Origin of the sequence: Pandoraea sp. NPDC090278 (genome assembly GCF_044772185.1) — a bacterium.
Lineage (GTDB): Bacteria > Pseudomonadota > Gammaproteobacteria > Burkholderiales > Burkholderiaceae > Pandoraea.
On record NZ_JBIVYJ010000001.1, the window covers coordinates 1172293 to 1198512 of the forward strand.

A 26220-nucleotide genomic window follows, 5' to 3' on the forward strand; every position below is an offset into this window, starting at 1 on the left:
AAACGTTTTCGATGAGGCGAACTATAGCAGATGCGGAACGATGTTGCCGACCGGGCGCGCTCTGTACTACCCGCCTGGCCGACAAATCCCGTCAAATGGCAGTCGCTGTCTGCGCCAACGTATCGCGGTAAGCAAAGAGGCCCGGCACGCCACCCGTAGCCACGAACAGAACGTCTGCCCCTGAGGGAATGCGGTCGCTCGCAATATCGGCCAGCAGTCCCGAGAACGCCTTCCCCGAGTACACCGGGTCCAACAGAATGCCCTCGGTCCTCGCCAGCAGATGGACCGCGTCGACCATGGCTTGCGTGGGAATGCCATAGGCCGCACCGCGATAGCCGCCGTCGATCACGACGTCGGCGTGCGCATCCACGTCCGCCGGGTTCCCGCCGAGCAGTTCCAGCGCGTTGCGCGCCAATGCTGCCGTCTTGACGTGTGTGACATCACGATCCGCAAGCACGGAGTAGGCTTTTACACGAGCGCCTCGCTGACCGGCAAACGTCAACCCGGCAATCAGTCCGGCCTGCGTCCCGTGGCTGCCGTTGGGGATCACGATATGACGGAATTCGATGCCGTTCTGGGCTTCGAATTCGAGGATTTCCTGAGCACACTGCGCGTACCCTAATGTCCCCAGAGGCGACGACCCACCGGCAGGAATGACCATCACGCGGTGCCCTGAGGACGCCAGTTCGGCCGCTCTCGCATTGGCGGCGGCCATGACGTCCCGATCCGACGGCACGACCGTCAGCGGCGCCCCGAAGATCCGGTCGAGCAACACGTTCCCGCCTTCGCGGTACTCGGTGTCGTGAATGGCCACCATATCGGAGAGAAACAGTTCGCAAGCGATGCCGAGTTTCGCGCAGGCGGCCGCCGTGAGTCGCGCATGATTCGACTGAATGCCGCCCACAGTGATCACCTTGTCGGCGCGCTCGGCCTGCGCCTGTCCGAGCAGGAACGTCAGCTTGCGAAGCTTGTTGCCGCCGTTACCGACATCGCCGATATCGTCGCGCTTGACGAAGATCCGGATGCCGCGCGATTGAGCGCCACACGCCTGCTCAAGACGCTCGATGCGCGTCACCGGCGTTGACAGGCGCGTCAACGCGACGGTCGGAAATTTACCCAGTGCAGATGCGAATGATGAAATCAAGATGCCTCCCCATCAGAGATTCGTTTCCCGCGAAAATGGCTTATGCTAATTCGCGTGAATCAGCATTCATTTTCGCGGCATGATCGAAGCATCCTCTAAAAATCCCGATGCCGTGACAAGCGACGATTTTTTACTTTGGAATTAGACAGGCTAATGCGAAACGTGGTCGACGCTTCTTTGCTTGGTGCATTACGCTCGTTCACCGTGGCGGCAAAGCTGCTCAGTTTTACGCGCGCGGCAGACGCACTCAACCTCACGCAAAGCGCTATCAGTCAGCAGATGCGTCAGTTGGAACGGCGTCTGGGGTATCCGCTGTTCGTGCGCGGCCATCGGAGTCTCGCGTTGACCTCAGAAGGCATCACGCTGCTCGAAGGCGCACAACGGGCGTTCGACGAAATCGAATCGACGCTGGCGAGCATTTCCAATTCGGTCACGCCGGTGAAGGTCGGATGCTGCCCTTCGTTCGCCCTGCATTGGTTAGTGTCGCGGCTGTCGCAGTATCACCACCACGACGAACGCAACCCGGTGCAGTTGATGGCGGAGTTCGGCGCACTCGGCGTCGCGACAGACAACATCACGGAAATCGATCTGGCGATTCGGTACTGCGTCGAGACCCAGGGCACGCCTGGCAGTCGCACCGGATTGTTTGACGAGTGGTTGATTCCCGTGGCAACGCCCGCCTATCTCCAGCGCACGCCGATACTTGCCGAGGGACGCATCGACGGGTCCTGCGTGTTGCTACACGATGCGTTTGCGTGGCCGGGGGCGGAAGCGTCGGCGGAATGGCAGGCCTGGATGCATGCGATCCGGCCCGACTGGCTGCCTTTCGTGAACGGCCCGCGCTTCAATCTGGCGAGCATGGCATACAGTGCAGCGCTCAATCATCAGGGCGTGGCTATCGGCCGCGCCTCCCTGATCGTGGACGAGTTGGCCGATGGACGCCTCGTGCCTGTGCTGCCGGTGGCGGTTCGCTCACCCGCAAGCTACTGGACGGTGACGCGCAATCATGAGTCGACATCGGTCGGCGTGTTCGAGGCGTGGCTGGCGACTCAGGCCGCGCAATTCGTGCAAGGCCGCACGTCGGCGTTGCAGCGAATGGGCATCGATCTGTACGAAAGGCATTAGTGTGGTAGCGCCCTAGTCCCTTCCTAGTCCCTTATTGCCCGCCCTTTTTCTTCTTTCCTCGTCGTTTGCCAACGGGGGCTTCGGGTTGTTCAACGACGGGATCGAACGCTTGCCCGTCCAGCGCTGTGTCTGCCTCAGCCTTGGTAGCCTGCGCATACTCCGCACTGAACTTGCCGCTGTCGAGCAGTTGCGGGGCGATAGTGTCGTTGGTAGGGATACCCGGCACCCATTGCGCCACATTGTCGTCAAGCGCGGAGGTTTTCCCCGTCCCTCGATACTTGACGACCATCTCGTTCCACGCACCACCATGCACATTGGCCCGAGAGTGTTCGGAGAACGTCTGGTAGAAGATCGCGTTGCGACGCAGTGGATCGTTCAACTTCTGTTCCAAGGTCTCGCGCAAGGGGTTGTGATCCGTGCCTAGTGCCGCATGCGTCTTCCTGACGTGAAGATCGTCACCCTTGTCCTTATGGGTATAGGCCCCCACGGACGACTGAATGTCCCCCTTGTCGAAGAAGACCGGTCGAGTCACGAGAGCGCGCATCGCTTTGGCGTGCTTTTGCAGATTCTGCTCGTCGGCATCTAATTCGTCTTCCGGTTGTTTCGACCGGAACACCGATTTCGCGGTCTCGTTGAACAGGCTAAAGCTCGCGTTCAGATTTTCGGGCAAGAGTGCGGCAGCCGTGCCGCGATCGCGCAGGAAGACCGTATTCTTCAAGTTGCCCTCAAGGTCGCCGTAAAGCAACGACGACGGCGCCGCACCGATTGGCACGAGTCCTGAGTCGGCCTCTTTCGTTTTCTCCTTGTGCGCCCTGAAGCGCTCCGGACTGAGGGCGACGTTCAGTGCGTCTGCCCCCACAAGCTCTTCTCCGCCCTCTTTGCTCGCACCCAATTGGGTCGACTCGGCGATCCGTTTGGGTTCATGCCATGTGCGGTAAACCACCCGATTTTCCTCAAATGCCGCGTCGAGCGAGTCCGTTGCTTCATGTTCCGCAATGGCGTGCATCAGGTCCGTACCAAACTTCAGAATGGCTGCGGCAGGCAACGATTGCAGACCACCATGAAACGCGAGCAGCATCTCCGACTTGGCCTGCTGTTTTTCCACGGGCTTCAGCGACTTGTCCCCATCGATTTCCGCAAGACACTGCATGAAGGCGGCGTAGGCACCCGCATGATCTTCCTCCGGAATCTCGTCCCGCCATACAACATCCGGTCGGCCCGGATAGCGCGCACCGTCCTTGGGCTTTGCCGAGCTGCTGGCCAGATGGTCGAGCACCTCGCCAGTCAACACCGACACCCAGGGATTCAGACGCGCCTGAAGTTCGAAACGTCCATCGGCAAACTGTCGGATACGTGTGTCCCTCGGCCGAAGCTGGCCAACCTGACGCGCAATCGAAATCGGATCGGCGCTCGCTTCGATGCCTTTCATCTGCACGTGGCCAGGCGCGACGACGGCAGTGTTGGCGTGCAGCGCGTCGGCCACTGGCGTCGCGTTGGGCTGCGTAACGGGTTTGAGCGATTGCGCCAGATGGTGGAGGTTGACGGCGCCGACGTCGGGCCGCCGACTCAACGTGACTTCGCCGTCGTTGAGTCCGCCTGTGAGACCGCGCGTGTAGAGATCGTCGGTGACACGCCGTTGCGCGGGCGTCGCCTCCGAGGGAAAAAGACGGTCGATGCGTTTGCGCTGTGCGATGACCAGAGGGCTGTCGTTCACGGCGCTTTGCAGACTGCGCAACTGTGCAGTGGCGGGCCGGTTATCGACGAAGTGATAGCGCTGTGTGGCCGTTTTCGGCCCGGGAGATTCCCGTGCGACCGCGCTTCGATTGTCGTTATCCTGATGCGGCTTCGCACGGAATTGCATGGTCGGTGACGCTCCCGTCGGTTGTCCCGGCAATTCCAGCGGATTCTACTACGGAAGCATGTGGCCGACGCACCCGTCATCGCGGCACGTCAGCCCCTACCCCCCGACCTACCGCTCGTACTTCTCCACGAACGCTGCCGAACTCAGGTTTCTGAAATCGGCGAGCGCCGCGTCCAGCTGCGCCGGATTCCAGTCCCACCACGCAATCGCCTGCATGCGCTCGGCGGTACGGTCGTCCATGCGATAGCGCAGCACCCGGGCGGGTACACCAACGACGATGGCGTACGGCGGCACGTCCTTCGTCACCACGGCACCGGAGCCAATCGCGGCCCCCGTGCCGATGCTCACGCCCGGCATGATGATCGCGTTGTGGCCGATCCAGACGTCCGGTCCGATCGTGATGGCGTCCTGCGCTCGCCAGTCGAAGATTTCGGCATCGTCGTCGAGCGACATACCGTATGAGCGCGAACGATACGTGAAGTGATGCAGCGTCGCGCGCCACATCGGATGATTCGACGGATTGATGCGAACGCCCGTCGCGATATTCACGAACTTGCCGATGTGCGCGTGCGCGATCTGGTTGCTACCCATCGCGTACCCGTAGTCGCCTATCGTCGACGCCCGCACTGCCGAATTCGGTCCGAGATAGGTAAAGCGTCCGAAATCGCTATCGCGCACGAGCGACGTCGGATCGATTTCCGGTACCTCGCTCAACACCCGAGCGCCGGTCCACGGATCGACGCCCTCCCCACAATTGATACGTTGCATACCGCCCTGCCCTCAATGCACCAGACTGCGCAGGTACGCCGAAGCGCGCTCTGCACAAGCCACCAACACGAACGTGACGATCAGCAGGTACGACACCGTCTGGTAGTCGAACAGGTTCATCGCCGTGAGCAACTGGAAACCGATGCCGCCCGCGCCCACGAAACCGAGCACCAGCGACGACCGCAGGTTCTCGTCGAAACGGAACAGCCCGATCCCCAACAGCGACGGCAACACGCCCGGAATGACCGCATGGGTGAGCACGGCGATGCGTCCCGCGCCGGTGAGCGTCAGCGCTTCGACCGGCCCCATGTCCATGTCTTCGATGACTTCCGCGAACAGACGTCCGAGCATGCCGACAGAGTGCACGGCGAGCGCCAGTGCGCCGGGGAACGGCCCGAGACCGACCGCCGTCACGAACAGCAACGCCCACACCAGATCGGGCACTGCGCGCGTCACGCCGATCACCGCACGTGCACCGTAGTACAGCGGCAATCCCGGCGTGACGTTCTTTGCCGCGAGAATCGCCAGCGGGAACGCAAGCAGAATGCCGAACACCGTGCCGAAGATCGCAAGGTCGATGGTTTCCAGTACCGGGCGCAGGTTCGGAATGAACTGCGCAAAATCCGGCGGCATGGCGCGCGAGATGATGTCGGCCATGCCGTGTGCGCCGGTGATCAGATCCTGCGGACGCGCCTGCACGACGATCCACGCCTGCACGAACAACGCGATGGCGATCACCACACCGAGCAGCGTCAGCGCGTTGCGCAAGCCCGCAGGCATCTCTCCCGGGCCACGACCGCCCCGCATTTCAAGCACTGTACTCATGAAGCCTCGGTGACATAAAGATTGGCGATTTGACGGGCGGACACCTCACGCGCCGGTTGATCGAATTCCATCACGCCGCGACGCAGTCCGACCATACGGTCCGCATAGCGCATGGCGAGATCCGGCTGGTGCAGCACCACGACGACGGCCAGTCCGTCCTCGGTCGCAAGACGGCGCAACAAGCGCATGACTTCGTCGGCGGCTTCGGGATCGAGACTCGCGACGGGTTCATCGGCCAGCAATACATGCGGCTCCTGCGCGAGGGCACGGGCGACGGCGACACGTTGCGCCTGACCACCCGACAGCGTGCCAGCACGTTGTTTTTCGAGATGCAACAGGCCGACTTCGTCGAGATATGCGCGGGCCGGTTCGATGGTTTCGCGCGGCACGCGTCCGAGTGCGGTCGCGAGCGTGCGGTGACGGCCGAGTGCGCCACAGCTCACGTTGGCGATCACGCTGCGACGCTTGACCAGATTGGCGTTCTGCGAGATCAGTGCGAGCGGCAGACGCGCTTCGCGCAGCGGCTCGCCGGACAGCTTGACCAGATCGCGTCCGGCCAGATTCACACTGCCCTGCGTCGGCCGGTTGATGCCGACCACGCACTTCATGAAGGTCGATTTGCCGGAGCCATTGCTACCGAGCACCACAACCATTTCGCCGGCCTCGACCGACAGATTGAAATCGCGCAACGCGGTATGACCGTTCGCGTAGCACATCGTCAGATTCTGAACGGCGAGCTTCACACCGGGGGCGAGTTTGGTACGGCGAAACGCACCCGGCGTGCTGGCATGTGCGGCCCCGGCGGCCGCGAACGCGTCAGCCGGGGTCAATGCCAATCCGTCCGTTGATTTGGACAAGGTGTTCACAGTTTCGACAGATCGATATGGAGGGTGGAGACGAGATCGCGAATCTGGTTGTAAGCCGCGTCGTTCTGCGGCACGGTCTTGAGCGCCGGGGTCGCGTTGGCGGCCATGAACTTCTGGTCGGCTTCCGGCAGTTCCTTCAGGTCGAGGTTCGACAGGATCTTCGCCAGACGCGTCTTGAACTCGGCAGGCAGATCGCCACGAACGGCCATCGGGTCGACCGGGATCGGGTCTGACTTCCACAGCGTGACGTAAGCCTTGTCGTCGTATTCGCCGTGCAGACGCGCGCTGGAGATTTCTTCGCTGTTCAGTTCGCCAGCGACGACCTTGTGGTTACGCAGGGCTTCAAACGACGCCGTGTGGCTACCCGCATAGATGGCCTTCACACCCTTGTCCGGGTCGATGCCATTCTTGCGCAGACCGTAAGCCGGGAACAGGTGGCCCGAGGTCGATGCCGGATCGGCGTACGCGAACGACTTGCCTGCCGTGTCGGCCAGCGTCGTCACACCCGAACCCGGCCACGTGACGATCGATGCGTAGTAGTTCTGCGGCGAACCGTTTTCGTTGGCGAACGTGGCGACGGCTTCGGCATGCGCGACCTGATGCGCGAGCACGTAGCCGAGCGGGCCGAACTGGGCGAATTCGAGCTTGTTGTTGCGCATCGCTTCGATCTCGGCGTTGTAGCTCGTGGTGATGTACAACTCGACCTTGCAGCCGAGCTTGTCGCCGATCAGCTTGGCGAGATCGGTGTAGACCGGCAGCATACGTGCCGACGACTCGTACGGCTCGACGCCGAAGCGGACGACACCATTGTTCGGGCACTCGCCGGCGGCGTGTGCTGCACCGCTGGCGACAGCAGCAAAGAAGGCGACGGCGGCGAAGCGTTTGATAGCTTTCATGAATTCCCTCTGGGTTGTACTACGGGCGTGCGAAAACTCTGCTGCGGATTCTAGGAATCGGATATGACAGAACCGTGATGCATTTATCTGAACGTCTAGACGATTTTGTTACTAAAAATTACGCCTTGAATTCGTGACGATTCTGCATATGGACACGCCAAAGTCACACATCCATCACGTCGCGCGCACTACAATGCGCCCTGATCGATGAACATATGAAGTCCAGAGGATGACGTCGCTATGACAGCGAGTGGGAATGCACTACTGAGTGCAAATGCAGGCAATGGGGAGCGTGTGGAGCGTGGCGCAGGCGTGGCCGTCTGGCGTCAGATCGAGCAGATTCTTGCCAAGGAGATTGCCGCCAACGGCTTCGGCGACGAAGGCCGTCTGCCGAGCGAAGGAGAACTCGCGAAGCGTTTCGACGTGAACCGTCATACAGTGCGACGCGCGGTGCTGGGGCTGGCCGCGAACGGTCTGGTGAGCATCGAGCAAGGACGCGGCACCTTTGTGCAGCACGGCGCCATCGACTATCTGATCGGACGACGCACGCGTTTCACCGAGAACCTGCGTCAGCAACATCACGCAGCCGAAGGACAGATGCTCTCGGCGGTGCGCCTTCAGGCCGATGCGGCCGTCGCCAAGGAGCTGGAATTGCGTGTGCGCGCGCCGGTATGGCGCATCGAGTCGCTGCATGCGGCCGATGGCGTGCCGCTGACCTACGCGTGCAACTGGTACCCTGCTGCGCGCTTCCCGGATCTGCCGAGCCTGCTCGAAGAAGACAGCAGCATCACGCGCGCGCTCGCCTCGATGGGCGTGCCCGACTATCTGCGCAAGTGGAGTCGCATCGGCAGCGTGTTGCCGGACACCGAGATCGCCTGGCGTCTCGGCGTGAACCGTCAGCAACCGGTGCTTTGGGTCGAAAACGTCGACGTCGATCTCGCCGGTGTGCCGATCAAATACGGCATCACGCACTTCGCTGCGGACCGCGTGCAACTGATGGTCGATACGTCGACGTGAACCCGCGTGGACCGGTCAGGCGAACGGTCCGTGCTTGCGACACGTTAGACAAGATGGGGCAATGAGGACGCGAGCAACGCAATGCCCGATGCTGTCAGCAGCGAGAGAACGATCTGGCGGAAACGGGCTTCGCTCAGACCGATGTACAGCCGCGCGCCGAGGAAGGTTGGAATCAGCATCGCCGGACCGACGATAGCGAACAAGGGCACGGCCTCTTTCGTCACGACGCCCGTCGCGAGATAGGCCCCCATCGTTACCGTCAGCATCGCCAGATTGAAATTCTGAATGACGGCACGCTGCGTATCCTTCTCGAATCCTCGCAGGGTGCACCACAACGTGGGCAATGTGCCCGCGAACCCGCCAATGCCGCTCAGCACACCGCCCGTCAGCCCTGCAACGGCGTCGCCGAACCGGCCGCCAGCCGTGATCTTCGGCAGATCCCGGGCAAGCAACATGCCCGGACACCAGACGACAAGCAACGTGCCCAATGCCGCCTTGAACCAGTTCATTTCCAGGTGCGGCAGAATCGCGACGCCTATCGGAATACCGGCCAGTCCGCCGAGCAAGAACGGCAACAATAGCTTCAGATTGAATCCGCGACGCATTGTCACGGCGCTCAGGAGTTGTCCGGTCAGTGCACCGAACACGGCCTGACATGCCGCGAGTTTGGGGTCCAGCGACCATGCCCAGAACGACATGGCGACCAGTCCGAAAGCGAAGCCGGAGATGCCTTGCACAAAACCGGCGACGACGGCGCCAACGGCCGTCAGCAGATAGATTTCGATCATCGCGCTTCCTGAGTGAGGCGTCTTCGCGTAAGGGCGTGTGACGATCAGGAAGATTGTGATGCGCTAAGCGCTCCCGGCGATTCGATCTCCGGATGTCCACATACGATTTGACTTATGGAGAACGCGGCACCCTCGGGATGGGGTGCCGCGCTTTTCAGACGATCACTCAGGCGATCAGTTCGCCATGACCGAGACGGCCTTCGTCACGAGATAGGCTTCCATCGCTTCCGGCCCGCCTTCCGAACCGTAGCCCGAATCCTTCACGCCGCCGAACGGCATTTCGGGGGACGGCGCGGCCGGTTGGTTGACCCACAGCATGCCCACTTCCAACTGCTGCGAGAGCAAATGCACGTTGCGGAACGATTGCGTGAACGCGTAACCGGCCAGACCGAACGGCAGACGGTTCGCTTCCGCAATCGCGTCTTCGAGCTTATCGAAGCCACGGATGGCCGCCACCGGGCCGAACGGCTCGTTGTTGAACACATCGGCTTCGAGCGACACATCGGTCAGCACGGTCGGTGCGAAGAAGTTACCCGACGTGCCGACGCGCTCACCACCCGTTGCAATCGTCGCGCCCGTGTTGCGTGCATCTTCGATGACGCGGCTCATGGCCGTAACACGACGTGCGTTGGCGAGCGGGCCGAGCGTCGTGCCTTCGGCAAGGCCGTCACCCAGCTTCAGCGATTCTGCGTGCTTGACGAGCGCCTTCGCGAACTCGTCTTTGATGCTGTTGTGCACGAGGAAACGCGTCGGCGAGATGCACACCTGACCGGCGTTACGGAACTTCGCGCCACCTGCTGCCTTGATGGCCAGCGCGAGGTCTGCGTCTTCGGCCACGATTACCGGCGCATGACCGCCCAATTCCATCGTCGCGCGCTTCATGTGCAGACCGGCCAGCGAGGCCAGTTGCTTGCCGACCGGCGTCGAGCCGGTGAACGTGATCTTGCGGATGATCGGGTGCGGAATCAGATAGCTCGAAATCTCGGCCGGATCGCCGAAGACCAGACCCACCACACCGGCCGGAACACCTGCGTCGACAAACGCTTGCAGCAGCGCGGCAGGCGACGCCGGGGTCTCTTCCGGTGCCTTGACCAGGAACGAGCAGCCGCAGGCCAGCGCTGCGCTCAGCTTGCGCACGACCTGGTTCACGGGGAAGTTCCACGGCGTGAAGGCGGCGACCGGACCGATCGGCTCCTTGAGCACCGTCTGCTGCGCATTCAGATTGCGCGACGGCACGACACGGCCATACACGCGCATGCCTTCGTCAGCGAACCATTCGATGATGCCAGCAGCCGAGAGCACTTCGACACGCGCTTCGGCAAACGGCTTGCCCTGCTCCTGCGTCATGAGGCGCGCAATCGAATCGGCACGTTCGCGCACGAGCACGGCGGCCTTGCGCATCGTCACGGCACGCTCGGCGGCCGGAATCTTGCGCCACGTGGCGAAACCGCGCTGGGCGGCGTCGAGGGCGCGGTCGAGGTCGGCGATGCCTGCGTGTGCGACTTTACCGATAGCGTTGCCCGTCGCCGGGTTGACGACGTCGAGCGTCTTGCCGCTGGCGGCATCGCACCACTCGCCGTTAATCAGAAGTTTGGTGTCTGTATAACCTGACGTAACCATATGAATTTCCTGAGAATGATTGGGCAAAGGCAAGGCGTACGAACCGATGGCCATCGGCCCTACGTACACCTCGCTGAGCATTACATCGACGCTTCCAGCATCTCGCGATAATCCTCAGCCGAGGCATCTCGCGGGTTGGTCTTGTGGCTGTGATCTTTCAGCGCACCCTCGATGATGCGCGGGAACTGCTCGCGAGTCACCCCCAGTTCCGCAAGTCCGCCCGGCAGGCCGAGTTTTGCGGTCATCGCGGCAATCGCCGGACCGACATCGTCGCCCGACGCAAGCCCCATCGCCTGCGCCAGCCGGTCGAGCTTGGAATCCTCCTGCATCGAAGGTGCCGTGCGGTTGAACGCGATCACAGCAGGCAACAGGATAGCGTTGAGCGTGCCGTGATGCAGGCGAGGATTGATGCCGCCCAACGAGTGGCTCAGGCTGTGCACACAGCCGAGGCCCTTCTGGAAGGCGAGCGCACCTTGCATCGACGCACTCATCATGTTCAGGCGAGCCTCACGATCGGACGGCTCGCGTGTCGCGCGCTCGATGTGCCGCCAGGCGCGCCAGAGGCCGTCGAGCGCGATACCGTCGGCGGGCGGGTTGAATGCCGGAGCCATGAACGTTTCCATGCAGTGCGCGATAGCATCCATACCGGTCGCTGCCGTCATTCCGGCAGGCAAACCCAGCGTCAGCGCGGGGTCGCAGATGGCCACACGCGGCACGACGTACGGGGAGATCACCCCGACCTTGCGGCCGTCGTCGAGAATCAGGATGGCCCCACGGCCGACCTCACTGCCAGTACCAGCGGTTGTCGGAATGGCGATAACGGGGGCCGTCGCCGACGTGATCCGCGCCGCGCCCCCTTCGATCACCGCGAAACTCTGCAACGGCCCCTCATGCGTTGCGCACACCGCAACACCCTTCGCCAGATCGATGGACGAGCCACCGCCCAACGCAATCACACCGTCGCATTCGTTCGCCCGATACATGGCGACCGCCTCGCGAACGACCGATTCGTTCGGGTTCGGCGGCGTCCCGTCGAAGACTGGCACCGACTCGCCCTGCCCCAGCGCGCTCAATACGGTGTTGAGCAAACCGGCGGCCCGAATGCCCGCGTCCGTCACGATCAGGGGACGGCGGATGCCGATGCGTTCGCATTCGCTCGCGAGAAGCCGGATCGAGTCGAAGCCGAACTGGATCTGGGTGATGTAGTTAATGAGGGACATAGTGGATGACGAAAAGTTATAGGAAAGCTATGCTCACGCAGAGATTTCGCAGTGTATGGCCCATCGTGCTGCGGCGATATTGACAGCATTTGATAGCGATATAACTTTTCATCAAGACAATGACGCCTCCCTCGCTCAATTCGATCATCTCCCGGCTGCACGTCAAGCAACTCCGGTTGCTCATCGCCATCGAGGAACACGGTTCGTTGCTGGGCGCGGCCAAGCAGCTCGCGATGACGCAACCCGGTGCCAGCAAGGCGTTGCATGAAATCGAGACGACCTTCGGCACCGCCCTGTTCGAACGCTCGAACCGCGGCCTCGAACCGAACGCCGTCGGGCACTGTGTGATTCGCTATGCACGTCTGATCCAGTCGGATCTGGCGCACCTGCGCGAAGAGATGGTCGGGATCATGCGCGGACACGGCGGGCGCGTGTCGGTGGGCGTGATCATGGGGGCCGTGCCGTTGCTCACCGACGCCATCACGGCAGTCAGCGAGGCGCAGCCCGAGATGTCGATTGAAATCGTAGAAGACACGAGCGCCGCCCTGCTCAGTCAGATCGATGCCGGTCGACTCGATCTCGCCGTGTGCCGCACCAGCGTCAGCCAGACGCCCTACCTATACGACAGCACCTTCGTTCAGGACGAAACGCTCGCCGTCATCGCCAATACTGCACACCCGCTGGCCGATGCCGCCCACGTGTCGCTCGAAGATCTTGCGCACTACCGCTGGGTTGTCTATCGGGCCAACATGCCGATGCGACGGCTGCTGGAGCGGGAGTTTCATGACGCAGGCTTACGGTTTCCCGCGCATTTACTGGAAACGACGTCCGCGTTTGCAACGGTGTCGTTGCTTCAGAAGAACCCGTCGCTGGTGGCGCTGGTGTCGATCGACGTGGCGCGCTTCCATACCGGGCACGGCATCGCTTGCACGCTTCCCCTGACGCTGTCGTCGCTCAGCGAGCCGTACGAGCTGGTCACGCGACGCGGCGCACCAGTGTCGCACGGCGCGCAGATGCTGATGGATGCCATCGTCGCGAATGGCGCCATCCGGGGTGAATAAGCGGGGGCCCATCCGCCCCACTGTGTCGCAGGTATGCGTCCCTCGCATGGCGAAGGGACGCGATATCGCCGTTTGCTCTGAGAAAAAGTTATAGCGCTAACGCAAACGTTCAGTGTACTGACGTTCCCCGCCTTTGTAGACTTCGTCCGGTCATTAAAAAACAAGGTGGAGACAATGAGCGGAATAGCGCCCAACAGCGCAGGCACCCCCGGCCTGACGTCAACAATGAAAGAAGCGATGGTGCCCGACGCCGAGCGTCGACGCGCACTCCTCGGCAGCGCCGTGGGCAGCACCATCGAGTGGTACGACTACTTCCTCTACGGAACGATGGCGTCCATCATCTTCGCGAAGCAATTCTTCCCGAGCACCGATCCGCTGGTCAGCAACCTCCTGGCGCTGGCGACGTTCGCGCTGGCCTTCGTCATTCGTCCGCTGGGCGGTGTGATCTTCGCGCACATCGGCGACCGCGTCGGCCGGAAGAAGACGCTGGCCATCACGCTAACAATGATGGGCATGTCGACGGTACTCATGGGTTTGCTGCCCAATTACGACCAGATCGGCGTATGGGCACCGATCCTGCTCTCCGTACTGCGCCTGATGCAAGGGCTGGCGCTCGGCGGTGAATGGGGCGGCGGTGTGTTGCTGGCGGTCGAGTATTCACCCCGCCATCGTCGTGGCTTCTACGGTGCGGTGCCGCAGACGGGAGCGGTGCTCGGGCTGGCGCTCGGCAATATCATCACGTCGCTGCTGAGCAACTCGATCAGCGACGCCGACTTCCAAAGCTGGGGATGGCGTATTCCGTTCGTCGGCTCGATCGTGCTCGTGCTGATCGGCATGTGGATTCGTAACGCCGTGGGCGAGACACCGTCGTTCAAGAAGATCATGACCACGCGCACTGAGACGCGTATTCCCCTCAAGGAAACGTTGCAGGATCACTGGCGTTCAGTGCTGATCGCCATTGGCGCAAAGGTCGTGGAGACGTCGACGTTCTTCCTGTATGCCACGTTCACGATCTCGTACATGATTGGCCACGGTTTCCAGCGCTCGGACATTCTGAACATCGTGCTGGTCTGTGCGCTGATCGCCTTCCCGTTCATGCTCTACTTCGGGCATCTGTCGGACAAGATCGGGCGCAAGAAGGTATTCCTGTGGGGTACGGTCGCATTCATCGTGTGGATCGGGCCGTACTTCTGGCTGCTGAATCAGAAGTCGATTCTGCTGGCGTCGGTGGCCGTGGGCGTCGGTCTGAGCGTGATCTGGACGACCTATGGCTCGATGATCGGCACGTTGCTCGCTGAGGCGTTCCCGCCGTCGATTCGCTACACCGGGATGTCGCTCGGCTATCAGATCGGTGCGGCGCTCGTGGGCGGTCCGATGCCATTGATTGCCACTGCGCTCGTCGCCTACTTCGGCGGCAGCTACGTGCCGGTGGTCTTCTTCATGATCGCGTGTGCGCTGGTCTCGGTCGTCGCCGTCGCACTGGTGAAGGACCGTAGCGGGTTGCCGCTGGACGACTGATCGTCTCGCACGCAACTCACAAAAAAAGGCCGCCAGCGTCAAACTGGCGGCCTTTCTTATTGCCTCGAACGGCTGAGAACGATCAGCGAGCCGGGACCGGCGGCAGCGATTCGTGCGTGCCCGACGTGCGCTGCGCAGCCTTGTGCACCATCGTATAGGCGTAGTCGACGCCCATGCCGTAGGCACCGGCGTGTTCCTTGACGAGCTTCATCACGGCATCGTACGTATCGCGGTGCGCCCAGTCGCGCTGCCATTCGAGCAGCACCTGCAACCACGTAACCGGTACTGCGCCCGCCTGCACCATGCGCTGCATGGCGAAATCGTGGGCTTCCTTGCTGGTGCCGCCCGAGGCGTCGCCGACCATGTAGATTTCGTAGTCGCCTTCGAGCATGGCGCACAAGGCGAAGGTCGTGTTGCAGACTTCGGTCCACAAGCCCGCGACGATCACCTTCTTGCGGCCGTTGGCCTTGAGCGCATCGCGCACCTTCTGGTCGTCCCACGAATTCATCGAGGTACGCTCAAGGGTCTTCGCGCCGGGGAATACGTCGAGGACTTCCGGATAGGTGTAGCCGGAGAACGATTCGCTCTCGACCGTCGTGATCGTCGTCGGGATATTGAAGATCTTCGCGGCCTTGGCCAGACCGACCACATTGTTCTTCAGCGCCTGGCGGTCCATCGACTGAACACCGAATGCCATTTGCGGCTGGTGGTCGATGATGATGAGCTGGCTGTTCTGAGGGGTCAAGACTTCGAGCTTGGGATTCGACATGGTCAGGGTCCTTTGACTTTATGTTGCGCGCGGGTGCACTGTGCAACCCGACAAAAGACTAGTCGACCCGGGGGATGCCGGAATATCACCTGATGGTATTAGTCCCCAAAACGGCGGCGTGTCGAGCGCGCCTCGGTCAGCCCGCTGCCGCCTTTCCAGCGCCCGCGCGCCGATCCCAGCCCTCGGCCGGGCGCACTTCCGTGTCCGGCACAACCACGACGCAGTTCCGGCCGTTTGCCTTTGCGGCGTAGAGCGCCGCATCGGCTCGGGCCATCACGGTCGCCAGGGTATCGCCCGCGCCGAACGCATCCACACCGGCACTGAGCGTAGGCACCACATCCCGGTTCGGGACGCATGAGCCGGAGGTTGCCACAATGTCACGCAATCGGTCGACGAGTCGCCCCGCTTCCTCTTTCGTGACGTGTGGCAGCAGCAAGGCGAACTCTTCCCCGCCGATGCGCCCCACGACGTCGTCGGCCCGGACGGAGCGCGAGATCAGCGACGCCACATGCGCCAGCGCACAGTCCCCGGCAGCGTGCCCATACCGGTCGTTCACGCTCTTGAAGTTGTCGATATCGAGAATGGCGACGGACAGCGGCATGCGCCCCATCCCGCTTTGCATGGCGACTGCTTCGGCGCGCGCAATGAAGGCCCGGCGCGCCAGGACACCGGTCAGGTCGTCGTACGTGGCCAGCCGCTCCATTCGGTCGGCGAGCCGGTCGTGCGCCAGCAGCACCATGCCGACTGACAGACTCGGAAGCGTGAGCGTTGCCATGCCGAGGAAGAGTACGTTCAGAGGTGTCGGCTCAAGGAAAACCGTTTCATGGGCGAGGCCCAGGGCATAGGCGATCGATCGAACCCCGTGCACGACCGCGCCGAGCGTTGCGGCCACCGAGACGAAGTAATACGCGTACTTGGGCCGTCCCGCCGGACGGTACCTCAGCACCATCCAGCCGATGTTGAAGCGGACGTAGGCGATGACGCCCGAGATCATTGCGCTACGGGCATCGACGTGCGGGGACACGAACGTCCAGTACATCAGCAGACCGAGGATCGCGGCGATCGCCACGTATTCCCACGCGTAGTCGGGGCGCGTGTTCAGAAATTGTCGAAAGCCCTGTACGCCAAGGAGCGAGGCAATCATCAGCAGGCTGCTCGCCGTGGCGACGACGACATCCGACGTGCCGGAGAGCAACAGCGCGGACGTCACGGCCAGCAGTCCGCTTGCCACGCTCCACAAGCGAACCCCCGGTACGTGCGTCTGATACAGCGAGCCGAGAACCGCCACGCTCATGACACACGAGAGGATCGCGATGCTGATGAAGACTGCCGGGATAGACATGTAGGCCTGGCGAAGTATTTTGTTTCGTATATCGCCGGAACGGGCTATGCGCTGTGCGTGCTGCGAGGCCCCCACGATGGTCATCCCCGCGATGACCCCGTCCTTCGGCTTGTTTAGTCGCCAGCATAGCTGAAATCGGTGACGGGCCCACGTCGTTTTACAAACGGCGCGGCCCGTCTTGTTTCGTTCTCTTACCGCCGACGTCGACGGATCTTGTCCGATTACGGCTGATCGTCGCGCGCTTTGAGCTGGTATTGGTACCAGGCGATCACCGCGATGATGAATAGCACCAGGAAAATCGGGATCATGTAGCCGCGCGCGAGCCATCGCAGGAACGGATCGCAGAACAGCAACGCCAGTCCCAGCAGAATCCACACAGCGGCCACGACCAGTGCAGGTGCGTGATGGTAACGCGCCATCCACTCCCGCCAGCGGCACGACGCGTAGTACGCCACGCCGCACCCGATCAGCAACAGCAGCACGACCTTAGTCGCCAGCCGGAACGCGTAGAGGTTCTCGCAGACCGTCTTGCACACGGCGGACGATTGCGCGCCGGGCGGATCCTGATAGTGATCCGCGATGCACTCACTGATGCTGCGCGTCAATGTACAGGCCTGCACACCGTCCATCGCCTTGGGGACCAGCGAGTCGACCGTCGGCATCGCCGGATCGGCTTTTTGCGCCGCGCCGGCGGCGCTCAGCGGCATTGGCCAGAAGCCGATCCCGCCGAAATTGTCCTGCGCGTAGACGATGTCGTCCTGAAGTTGCTGCCAGTTGTCGTTGTCGAACGTGATGACGGGCACGATCTGACGCAGCACCGTCATGCGCTCCTCACCGTGTAGCCCGGCTTCGACCGATTCGCGCAACGCTTTCTTCGAATCGGTGGTCGGCTCATCGAGCAGCACCAGAAAGTTCGGCCGACGCGTCCGGTCGCGCTCGACACTGGCCAGCAGGTCCGTCACGGCGTTCTTGTCGCTGTCCGTCACCAACTGCATGAGGTTCGTGTAACTGTAGACGCCATGCCCGACGCGGTCGTGCCGCAGCATGACGTCGATCCGATCCCCCGCCCTCGCCTTGCGCAAACGGCTGCGCAACTGATCCATGAACTGGTTGAAGGCCTGCACCGACACCGGGTCTTCCGGATAGCCGTCGAAGAACAACACCACGCCACTGCCGTTGGTCGGCGCAAAGCGCGCGCCGAACGGGAGATGATTCGAGACGGTGGCAGTCCAGTTTTTCAGATCGGTCGAGAGCAGTCGCACGATGTCGTCGCTCAGACGATTGAGCACGGCGACCTTACGGTCCTTGTCGAGTCGGGTCCACGAGCGCCAGTCGTTGCGTTGAATGACCCACTGCACATTGCTCTGATGGCGCTGAGCGACCGACACGAAGTCGCCGGGCAACGACGCTGACGTCTGCGCAAGATCGACGAAACTGCTGCCGTAGTTGGCTTGCACCAGCCGTCCGGTATCGTCGAACGTCGCCCCGTAATAGCCAATGCGCGAGAGTGTGCTGAAGTCGACGTTCTGCTTCGGCCCGGCCATCCAGAACGGGAAGAAGCCGTACACCTCCCCGTCCAGCCGGTCCAGCACGCACCCGCAACCGTTGCCATCCCAACTGACCTGCTTATTCGGGTCGAACGCGGGCTTCTTGCGCGCGGTGGCGACCAGCGACGGGCGGAACCGGTCGTACAGCGCCTGCATCAGTTGCGGCAGTGACAAAGTGTCGACGTTGCTGCATGCGCCCTTGCGCCACAGCGCTTCGAGTTGCGCGAACAGCGCAGGGTCGCGCAGGACCGCCGACAGCTGCTGCATCTGTTCGGCGGAGACTTTGCGTGCGTCGGCCACGCTGCCCGGAATACCCGTGGGGCATGCGCCCACGCCCTGGCGCAAACGCGCCATCACGGCCCGGTCGAACAGCCACAATTGGGGATATTGCAATCCCTGCATCCCCTTGAGCATATCGAGGATGACCGGCGGCACCGACTCGTTGCGTCGGCTTGACGCCAGCTCGGCCAGTGCCTGCGCCGTCAGCACATAAGTGGTTTGCGATTGCGCCGCCCGCACGATCTCGGGGACGTAGGGATCGACCGGCGTTTTGATGTCGGCTGTGGCGTCGAGAATCGCTTCGTTGAAGTCGGCCTGACTCGCATACTCTTCCGTCAACCCGGAGACGGCATCGATGATCGGCGTGGGCACGCGGGCGTCGTTGCGAAGTTGCGCAAGCGATGCCTCCGTCAACTGATAGGTCGTTGAGATCGCCACCGCGCGGGCTTCCGGCAGATAGGCTTCCACCTGCTTGCCGAGGTCCTTGAGCGCATCGAGCACCGCGGCGTCGAACAGCGGCTGGTTCAGATACACCTTGTCCTGCAAGGCGGAAAGGTGATCGATGACCTTCGACTTCGATGCCAGCAACGTGAAGTCGCCGGCGTCGAGCGTGTAGTTGTAGATCGTGAGCAACGCGCGGTCGGGATCGGGGCCTGCGTTACGGCTGCCGTCGGTGTCGAGGTGATACAGCCACAACATGGCGGCGATCTCGTCGTCCGTACCCGCTAGGCGGATCTGGTAATAGCGCGCCTGCTCTTTCGCCTCGAATCCGTCGATCCACTTCCCAAGGTCCGCGCCGACCAGATCGGCCTTCCATTGCGGGTGCGCACGCACGATCGACGCGAACTTCAGCAGCGCCTGCACCGACGCGCTCGTCAGATTACCCACCGGCTGCATCTTGAAGTCGAGCCAGAATCGATTCAGCCACGACAAGGTGATCGGGCCGACGAGGTTGTCGGACAGGGGCCGCGTGCTCTCGCGGTAGGCCTGAAGATAGGCAGGATCTTCCGAGTAGATGATGAGCAAAGCTTGCTGGATGGCACGACGCGTGGCGGGCACGAGAAGCCGCACGACATCCGCCGAAATCAACACGGTGGCCGGGCCGGAAGTCGGTTCGGGCTTCACCTGAACGGTGTTCACGATGTGCCATGCCTGCTCGGGCGTCATCGGTTTGCCGTCGCTGCCGATGGGCGGCGCCATGCGCGAGAACTTCGCCGTCGACGTTTCGCCGGGGGGCGCGACGGCTTGCGTGGGCGCGCCCTTGACGGCGGCAGGTTGCGACGCTTGCGCGGGTACGGCTGGCGCAGTCGCTTCGACAGGGTCGGAGGGGGCAGCGGGAGATGTCGCGGCAGACGCGCGCGGTGCGACCGTGACAGACGCCGCTTGCGGTGCAGACGCCCCCGCCGTACTCACAGAACTCGCAGGCATCGGCGCAGCAGCGACGGCGGCCATCGGCATCACAAGTCCCAGCACCAGCGTGCCGAGCAATGGCCTCCACCTGCGGGCACATCTCAGAAAGTCGACATAGCTCATATCAGATCGTGCGTCCTTCTTTGATGTGTTCGCGTCGGATCGCGCGCAGCAAGTCGCCTTGCGTCACGACATGACGGCCGTCGCGCTCCGCCCACATGACGGCATGCCGCGCCACGTTGAGTAGCGCACCGCCAGAGAGCACGTGTTCGGCCGCGAGCGCGGGCAGATCGACGTCATCCGACAGCCCCCGGCGTGCCGGGAAGAGATTGCGCCATAGTTGCAGCCGCTGAATTTCGTCCGGCATGGGGAAATGGATCGCACTCTGGAAGCGCCGGGCAAAGGCTTCGTCGATGTTGTCCTTCAGGTTGCTCGCCAGCAGCACCACGCCGGGATAGTCTTCGATGCGCTGAAGCAGATAAGCGACTTCCTGATTGGCATGACGATCGTTGGCGGTGCTGCCCTCGGTGCGCTTGCCGAACAGCGCATCGGCTTCGTCAAAGAACAGAATCCAGTGCTTGTTCTGTGCCTGATCGAAGACGTTCGCCATGTTCTTCTCCGTCTCGCCGATGTACTTGGAGACGATCTTCGACAGGTCGATGCGGTACACGTCCACACCAGCCGCTTTGCCGAGCAGCGTCGCGGTGAGCGTCTTACCGGTGCCCGGCGGGCCGTAGAACAGGGCGCGGAAGCCGGGTTTGACGATGCGATCGAGTTGCCAGCGCTGCATGATGCCCTCGCCGTCGTCGAGCCATTGCCGAATCTGGTCGACTTCCTCGATCACGTCCGGCGTGAGCACGAGGTCTTTCCAGTCGTGCTGCGTCGTGATGCGCTTGGCAGGAAATCCGGCGCTGTAGTCCGGCTTATGCTCGCGGCCCGATGTGCTGCGTTCAAGGAAGTCGCGCTCGATGTGCAATGCGGCGGCCAGGGCCGGTTCGCCGTCCGCCCGGCGTTCGAGTCGCAGAATCGAGGCGCGCGTGAAGACGTGGTCTGCGTCGAACAGCGCCATGACGTCGAAACGGCGGCTCAGGTCGTCACCGGCGAGCACGAACGCAGCGGTCTCGCCAGTCGGCAGCAGGCCGTTGTGATGCTGGGCGCGCCATCCTCCGAACTCGGTGAACTGGCGCTCGGTGTTCTTGTTCTGCGTGAACAGCAGATCCAGCGCTTGCGGACGGACGTGCGGCAGCATCGCGAGCATGAGCACGATACGCGCGTCGAAATCGTCGGCCAGTTCGTGTTCGAGCAAGGCACGGGCAAACGGCGACGGATCGTCCGTCAGATTCGGCGGCGTATGCGCATAAATGTCGTGTGGCACGCCCTCATGCATGAAGTACGCGTGCAGCCGCGTCTCCAGCACGGCACCGAACCAGTCGATCTCGCGCGACAGGCTCGCGGCGTTCGCGCCCAACGGGTCGAATGGATCTGATGGATCGGTCATGCCCACTCCACCCATAGCGGCTGCTCCATCCAGGACAGACGAATTGTCGAGATGCTCCACGGCAGTCGATCCAACAGCATGTCGTACGGCGCTCGTCTCACTTTCAAATGCCAGCCATCCTCCGCCAGCGAAAACCGGCCTTCACGCTGCAAGAAGTTTCCGCGAAGCCCGGCGTGAGACGTGTGGCCGAGCGCAGACCAGTACTGGATGATGACGTCGAGCATCTGGTCGCAGATCGTCGACTCGTCGTCCGTGATGTCGAAATGGCGCGCCACCGGCGTGGCGAACGGCAATCCGCAAAGCAGCTTGTGCATCGTCAGATGCGGTTCGGGGGCTTCGGTGAGGCCCGAGCCCACGTAGTGCAGCAGCAGCACGGCGCGCTCTGCGGCTTCGTCGCTGACGAATCGGTGCTCCTTTGTGAGACCGAGCTGGTCCCAGAGATGAGCCGTGAACGGCCAGGTCAGGACCATCCCGGCGTAAGGCACCATCAACGGGGTCTGCAAGAGGTGGGCGTCGTCGGTGACGTCGGCAGTGCGCATATCGATACCGGTTTGTTGTTGAACGCGCGCGGCGAGCGCGGGCGGCACGGCGACACTCGCGTGGCGAGCCAGTTGCGCCACGAGCGATGTTGCGAACGTTGTGGCGTCGAATGGACGCTGCGGCATGAACAGCCACGGGAATAAGAAACGCCAGCGCGCCCGGTGCAGACTCACCGGTGCGACCGTCTCGACGGTCGTGGCGAACAGATCGGTGATGTCGCTGGCGACGCGCAGCATTTGCGCCACTTGCGGTGTGTCGCGGGACGACAGCCGCGCGATGCCCGGCCACAGCGGCTGCGGAATCAGATCCAGCCAACGCTCGGCCAGCGCGTCGTCTTCTGCGGCCGTCGCGATGACCGGTCGCAGTACATGCGCGCCCGAATAGACCGACTGACGAAGCCAGATGTCGAAGCCGGAGGGCGGAGTCCTGCCCTGGCGGAAGTCCGTGGAGGTGAGATAGGCGATGAAGTCTTCCGGCATGGCGGGCAGACGGCTTGGGGATGTCGGGGGGAATGGAGGGAGTGCATCGAGTCGATCAAGCCGATCGGTCGAATCGAGCGACTTTCGTTGATCGTCCGGATGACGTGGAGCCCCTACACCCACAGGATCGTGTGGGCCTGTCCGTTCGGCTGATTTGCGGTGTTCCTGCACTGGCGGCGGCGTCGGCATTTCTCTGGAATTGATGTCTTGATCGTCTGGTGACGACGTAACAACTTCCGAAATCGCCGTCTCTGCCAATAGGTCGAGGTCGAGTACGGCATCGCTGGCGAGTACTGCAACCACACTCGCGTAATAGCGTCTTGCGGCTTCGGCGGGGAGATCTTCGACTTCCGGTGCACTCTCGAGAATCGAGCGATAAAGCACTTCCCTGTGCGCGTCGGGAATCGTCTCGCTGACGGCGATCATCGTGTCAACGACGGCTTGCCAGTGTTGCGCGGCCATTCCGACTAGATCGGACTCCCGTGTCGAAGCTACCTCGGTGACGATTTGCCGGAGGTCGACTCGCTCTGCGTCGGACAACGACGCGACGCGAGCGGTCAGGTCACCGCCTTGCGGGTTTGTCCTTTGGCGATGCTCAATGAGACGTTGGACCGCTACGGTAGACGCGCGGTGGCTCATTGGCTCGACCGCCGTTGCTGAAAACGCTGCATCGGCAATCGATGACTTCAACGGCCGGAGGGCATGGTCATCCGCGGCCATGCTGCCGGCCATTCCTAATGAACGGGCAAAGGTGCCCGGAGAAGCGTTTGTGTCTGTTGTACCGGATGTGACGGTGGCTCGCCACAGATCAAGCGCCCGACGTGCCCCTGCTGCCGAACCGCGCCCCAAGGCGATGGCCTCCAGCGCTGCGAACGACACGGACGAGATCGACACGATGGCCGACGTGGACGCGACCGGCGACATGGCACGTAACTGCATGAAGAGCGCATGCCAGACTCCCCGCTTCCAGCGATCGAACTCGGTCTGCGACGGTACTTTTCGTGTGATCGACCCGGCGTGAGTCTCATGCCCGCCGGTATCGGCAAGGCTTGTGGTCCCCATAAACGCGAGGGACGTGTCGTCGGGTAGGCGTTCAATGGCGCTCGCCGACACCTGTGCGGCCTCAGCCAGCTTACCGACCGAAACCTCGGCGAACGCCTCCCAAAGTGCTGCTGCGGATGGCGCCGTCACCGTTGCCAGATCCACAAGCATCGCTTCCGGAAAGCCCTCCGTGACGCGCATCAACACCGTGTCGTACGTCACGTAATGACGCCAGACGGACGCAAGCGCGGCACGCTCTGCACCGATCCAATCCGCCCAATCCTCTTGAATCGCCACGGCCGAACCGCTCAATAGCGCTCGGATAAGCCTGTCATTCCGGCTTGTCACTTCCGTATGTGCGTCGACGTCATCGTCTGACGGTCGCATCACAGGTACAGAGGGCGGTACTGCGCGTTCCGAAGGCCACGCCGCTGGTTCAGCCGACGTCGCCTCGTCGTCGATGCTTCGGTGCATGACTCGGGCCGTACCGGCACTGCCGCTCACCGGTGGCAAATCATCGTCGACACGCGGATCGCCAGCAGCGAGGCGATTCCCGCCGCGAGTTGAGGCTTGCAATCGACCTGCCCGGTCTCCCGCTGCCGCTGGCAGCGCATCTAACGAGTTGTTTAGCGTGCGTTCGTCAGCAGGTACATTGAGTCCCGCGCTGCGTAACATCGCGTCGCTGGAGCCGAGTGCGTCCGATGGCTGGTCCGATGGTTCGTCCGAAGCGGCATTCGGAACCGAGTCGCCAGAAGTCGAAACCGTCGATGACTCATGTCTCACTGAGAGTGAAGCATCGGCCCCGACGCGCACGTCGAACGAGGCGGCAGGAACCGGCGCGTCTGGCTGTGCTTTGTCTCGCAAGGCGGTCCCAGGGATCACCTCGGTATCGTGGACGCCCAATGTCGCAGCGATGTCATGAGACCACGCGCTTCGCCACGCCCACGTTCGACCGATGTCAGGGACGGTGTTCTGTGGATGTGTCTCGACAACATATGCATCGGCTTGTTTGCGACGAATCTGCGTCGGTCCCTGGGTCAGTCCTTGGGTCGGTTCAGGACGTGCCACCAACAGCAGCGCCAACATATCCTCAAGCATCGACACCGGAAACGTCAGTGCGATTTGCTCGCGCAGATCGGATACGGACAGATAGCGACGCAGCGCTTCGCGCAAAGTGTCGGTCTCGTTGGCCACCAACCTCGGCCAAACATCATAAAGCGCCTTAGCCTGAGCACGCATCAGGGCCGTCGCCAGCAATGCCCTCAGGCCTGCGTGTGTAAACGGTCGCAACGATGCGCTGTTCGTTGGGGCCGGCATTTGGGGAAGTCCGCCAGATGTCTGGCCGTGCATCGCGCTAGGTGTGGTGTTGAGTGCTTCGCTGGATGTCTCGCTGGATGCCGTATCGCCCTCGCTCATCGCCCCATTCGCTCTTGCTTCGGCAACGCGGTGCAGGGCATCGATCATCGGTGAGCGTGCCGAACCCGCTTGCGATGCGTCGCCCGTTCTCGTAGCGTCTATCGCACCCGCGCGCGCCTCATCGGCCCGTGCGCTTTCCCGCACCTTCGCGACGAAATCTGACTCGTCGCGCACCAGTCCCCGCACCGACGCAATCGACAGCACCGCTTGCCAGACACCATGCCACGGCATTTCTCGCGGGCCTGCGTCCGGCGGAAGCAGACCCATCGTGAGCAACCGGGCGCGGACAGCCGATTGCGCCTCGGCGCGTTGTGCCGTGTTCCAACCTATCGTCGTCAGTAATCGATCCAGCGCATCAAGTTGTCGCAACCACCCGGATGCGTCTGACGGACGCAGCGCCCGAAGGAGAGCGTCAACGCTGTCCGAGGGAAACTGCTTCGTCAGCCGCTGGATCAGCATGTCCGGCGAAGCGCTCGCCCGGATTTGTTGCCGGACGATCTGTATATCGCCCGCCAGCACACGAGCCAGAAGGCCCTCAATACCGTCGATGCCGTCGGCCCCAACTGCGTCGGTGTCTCGATGCGAGCCTTCGTCGCCGCGCAACGCATGGTTAGGTTCTTTCTGCACGGACGCTGGCACCGAACCCGGCCTCACCCATTGGCCGGACGTCAGAAACGCAATCAGATCTGCCGTATCAGCCGCGGCGGCTGTCGCAAACTTGCTGACACGAGGTCGCGGCACGGCCTGAGACTCCACCGAAGTATCGGCACCGTCCGATTGCCGTTGCCCAATCACAGAACCATAATCACCGCTTCCAACAGCATCGCTACCAACGCCGACGCTACCAACGCCCTCACCTGCCCCGCCATGCTCCGTAGCGCCATCCGCTGCCGCCCCCTCGTCCAGCCGCATGACCAACACATCCGCCAACGCCTGCGCCAGCCGCTCTGCCAGCGTCTCGGGCAGATCCTCGGCGTACACTTTGCCAAGGTCGACGTCGAGTCGATCGATTCGGTAGATGTCTGCTGCCGTGCCATCGCCCGTCGCCTCATCGAACACCGACGCCACCACCGGCAACAACTGGTCTACGACCAGCGCGCGCAGCGGTTCGCCTTGCGACATCGCCATGCCGCCCGACGCAAAGGTCAGATCGAAATCGAGCGAACGGATCCGATGTCGGGAGGTCATGT

At 62.5% G+C, this 26220-nt stretch carries 18 protein-coding genes; 4 read left to right on the forward strand and 14 right to left on the reverse strand.

Annotated features, from left to right (window positions below):
• Nucleotides 1-91 precede the first annotated feature (91 nt).
• Nucleotides 92-1144, reverse strand: a complete 1053-nt coding sequence (locus ACIQWO_RS05070; RefSeq protein WP_402820007.1) for a D-cysteine desulfhydrase family protein — start codon at nucleotides 1142-1144, stop codon at nucleotides 92-94.
• Between the two features lie 153 nt (nucleotides 1145-1297).
• Here ACIQWO_RS05070 and ACIQWO_RS05075 point away from each other — a divergent pair, with 153 nt between their 5' ends.
• Nucleotides 1298-2269, forward strand: coding sequence for a LysR family transcriptional regulator (locus ACIQWO_RS05075; protein ID WP_402820010.1), 972 nt, complete (start codon nucleotides 1298-1300; stop codon nucleotides 2267-2269).
• Between the two features lie 31 nt (nucleotides 2270-2300).
• On the opposite strand, the gene ACIQWO_RS05080 is transcribed toward ACIQWO_RS05075, so the two are convergent.
• The 5 genes from ACIQWO_RS05080 to ACIQWO_RS05100 form a co-directional block, all read right to left on the reverse strand.
• Nucleotides 2301-3752 carry a hypothetical protein gene (locus tag ACIQWO_RS05080; RefSeq protein ID WP_402820013.1) on the reverse strand — a complete coding sequence of 484 codons (1452 nt, stop codon included), beginning with the start codon at nucleotides 3750-3752 and terminating at the stop codon, nucleotides 2301-2303.
• Nucleotides 3753-4238: 486 nt separating this feature from the next.
• Complete coding sequence (locus tag ACIQWO_RS05085; RefSeq protein WP_150662675.1) at nucleotides 4239-4898, reverse strand: DapH/DapD/GlmU-related protein; 660 nt, start codon at nucleotides 4896-4898, stop codon at nucleotides 4239-4241.
• A gap of 12 nt (nucleotides 4899-4910) precedes the next feature.
• A complete protein-coding gene (phnE, locus tag ACIQWO_RS05090) occupies nucleotides 4911-5723 on the reverse strand; it encodes a phosphonate ABC transporter, permease protein PhnE (protein WP_402820017.1) in 813 nt (270 codons plus the stop codon).
• Complete coding sequence (locus ACIQWO_RS05095) at nucleotides 5720-6589, reverse strand: phosphonate ABC transporter ATP-binding protein (protein WP_402820020.1); 870 nt, start codon at nucleotides 6587-6589, stop codon at nucleotides 5720-5722. Before ACIQWO_RS05095 ends, phnE begins: the two co-directional genes overlap by 4 nt.
• The gene (locus tag ACIQWO_RS05100; protein ID WP_402820023.1) at nucleotides 6586-7485 is read right to left on the reverse strand and encodes a phosphate/phosphite/phosphonate ABC transporter substrate-binding protein; all 900 of its coding nucleotides are present in this window, start codon (nucleotides 7483-7485) and stop codon (nucleotides 6586-6588) included. The genes ACIQWO_RS05095 and ACIQWO_RS05100 overlap by 4 nt, the downstream gene beginning before the upstream one ends.
• A 240-nt stretch (nucleotides 7486-7725) precedes the next feature.
• Here ACIQWO_RS05100 and phnF point away from each other — a divergent pair, with 240 nt between their 5' ends.
• Nucleotides 7726-8502, forward strand: coding sequence for a phosphonate metabolism transcriptional regulator PhnF (gene phnF / locus ACIQWO_RS05105; protein WP_402820026.1), 777 nt, complete (start codon nucleotides 7726-7728; stop codon nucleotides 8500-8502).
• A 44-nt stretch (nucleotides 8503-8546) separates the two neighbouring features.
• Here phnF and ACIQWO_RS05110 read toward each other — a convergent pair whose 3' ends face one another.
• From ACIQWO_RS05110 to ACIQWO_RS05120, 3 genes are all read right to left on the reverse strand, one after another.
• Nucleotides 8547-9290: a sulfite exporter TauE/SafE family protein gene (locus tag ACIQWO_RS05110; RefSeq protein ID WP_402820029.1), complete on the reverse strand. Its 744-nt coding sequence runs from the start codon at nucleotides 9288-9290 to the stop codon at nucleotides 8547-8549.
• 174 nt (nucleotides 9291-9464) lie between these two features.
• Nucleotides 9465-10910, reverse strand: a complete 1446-nt coding sequence (locus ACIQWO_RS05115) for an NAD-dependent succinate-semialdehyde dehydrogenase (protein ID WP_402820032.1) — start codon at nucleotides 10908-10910, stop codon at nucleotides 9465-9467.
• Nucleotides 10911-10990: 80 nt separating this feature from the next.
• Entirely contained in the window at nucleotides 10991-12130 is a 1140-nt protein-coding gene (locus ACIQWO_RS05120) for an iron-containing alcohol dehydrogenase (protein WP_402820034.1), read from the reverse strand.
• 119 nt (nucleotides 12131-12249) lie between these two features.
• Between ACIQWO_RS05120 and ACIQWO_RS05125 the strand changes: the two genes are divergently transcribed.
• Nucleotides 12250-13191 carry a LysR family transcriptional regulator gene (locus ACIQWO_RS05125; protein WP_402820037.1) on the forward strand — a complete coding sequence of 314 codons (942 nt, stop codon included), beginning with the start codon at nucleotides 12250-12252 and terminating at the stop codon, nucleotides 13189-13191.
• Nucleotides 13192-13365: 174 nt separating this feature from the next.
• Nucleotides 13366-14709: an MFS transporter gene (locus tag ACIQWO_RS05130; RefSeq protein ID WP_402820040.1), complete on the forward strand. Its 1344-nt coding sequence runs from the start codon at nucleotides 13366-13368 to the stop codon at nucleotides 14707-14709.
• An 82-nt stretch (nucleotides 14710-14791) separates the two neighbouring features.
• Here ACIQWO_RS05130 and ACIQWO_RS05135 read toward each other — a convergent pair whose 3' ends face one another.
• The 5 genes from ACIQWO_RS05135 to ACIQWO_RS05155 all read right to left on the reverse strand — a co-directional run bounded on the left by ACIQWO_RS05135 (nucleotide 14792) and on the right by ACIQWO_RS05155 (nucleotide 26218).
• On the reverse strand, nucleotides 14792-15478 hold the full coding sequence (locus tag ACIQWO_RS05135; protein WP_150574157.1) for a hydrolase: 687 nt from the start codon (nucleotides 15476-15478) through the stop codon (nucleotides 14792-14794).
• 136 nt (nucleotides 15479-15614) lie between these two features.
• Nucleotides 15615-16820, reverse strand: coding sequence for a GGDEF domain-containing protein (locus tag ACIQWO_RS05140; protein WP_402820044.1), 1206 nt, complete (start codon nucleotides 16818-16820; stop codon nucleotides 15615-15617).
• A 221-nt stretch (nucleotides 16821-17041) separates the two neighbouring features.
• Nucleotides 17042-20134 carry a hypothetical protein gene (locus ACIQWO_RS05145; RefSeq protein WP_402820046.1) on the reverse strand — a complete coding sequence of 1031 codons (3093 nt, stop codon included), beginning with the start codon at nucleotides 20132-20134 and terminating at the stop codon, nucleotides 17042-17044.
• 46 nt (nucleotides 20135-20180) lie between these two features.
• On the reverse strand, nucleotides 20181-21554 hold the full coding sequence (locus ACIQWO_RS05150) for an ATP-binding protein (protein ID WP_402820048.1): 1374 nt from the start codon (nucleotides 21552-21554) through the stop codon (nucleotides 20181-20183).
• The gene (locus ACIQWO_RS05155; protein ID WP_402820051.1) at nucleotides 21551-26218 is read right to left on the reverse strand and encodes a contractile injection system tape measure protein; all 4668 of its coding nucleotides are present in this window, start codon (nucleotides 26216-26218) and stop codon (nucleotides 21551-21553) included. The genes ACIQWO_RS05150 and ACIQWO_RS05155 overlap by 4 nt, the downstream gene beginning before the upstream one ends.
• Between the last annotated feature and the right edge of the window lie 2 nt (nucleotides 26219-26220).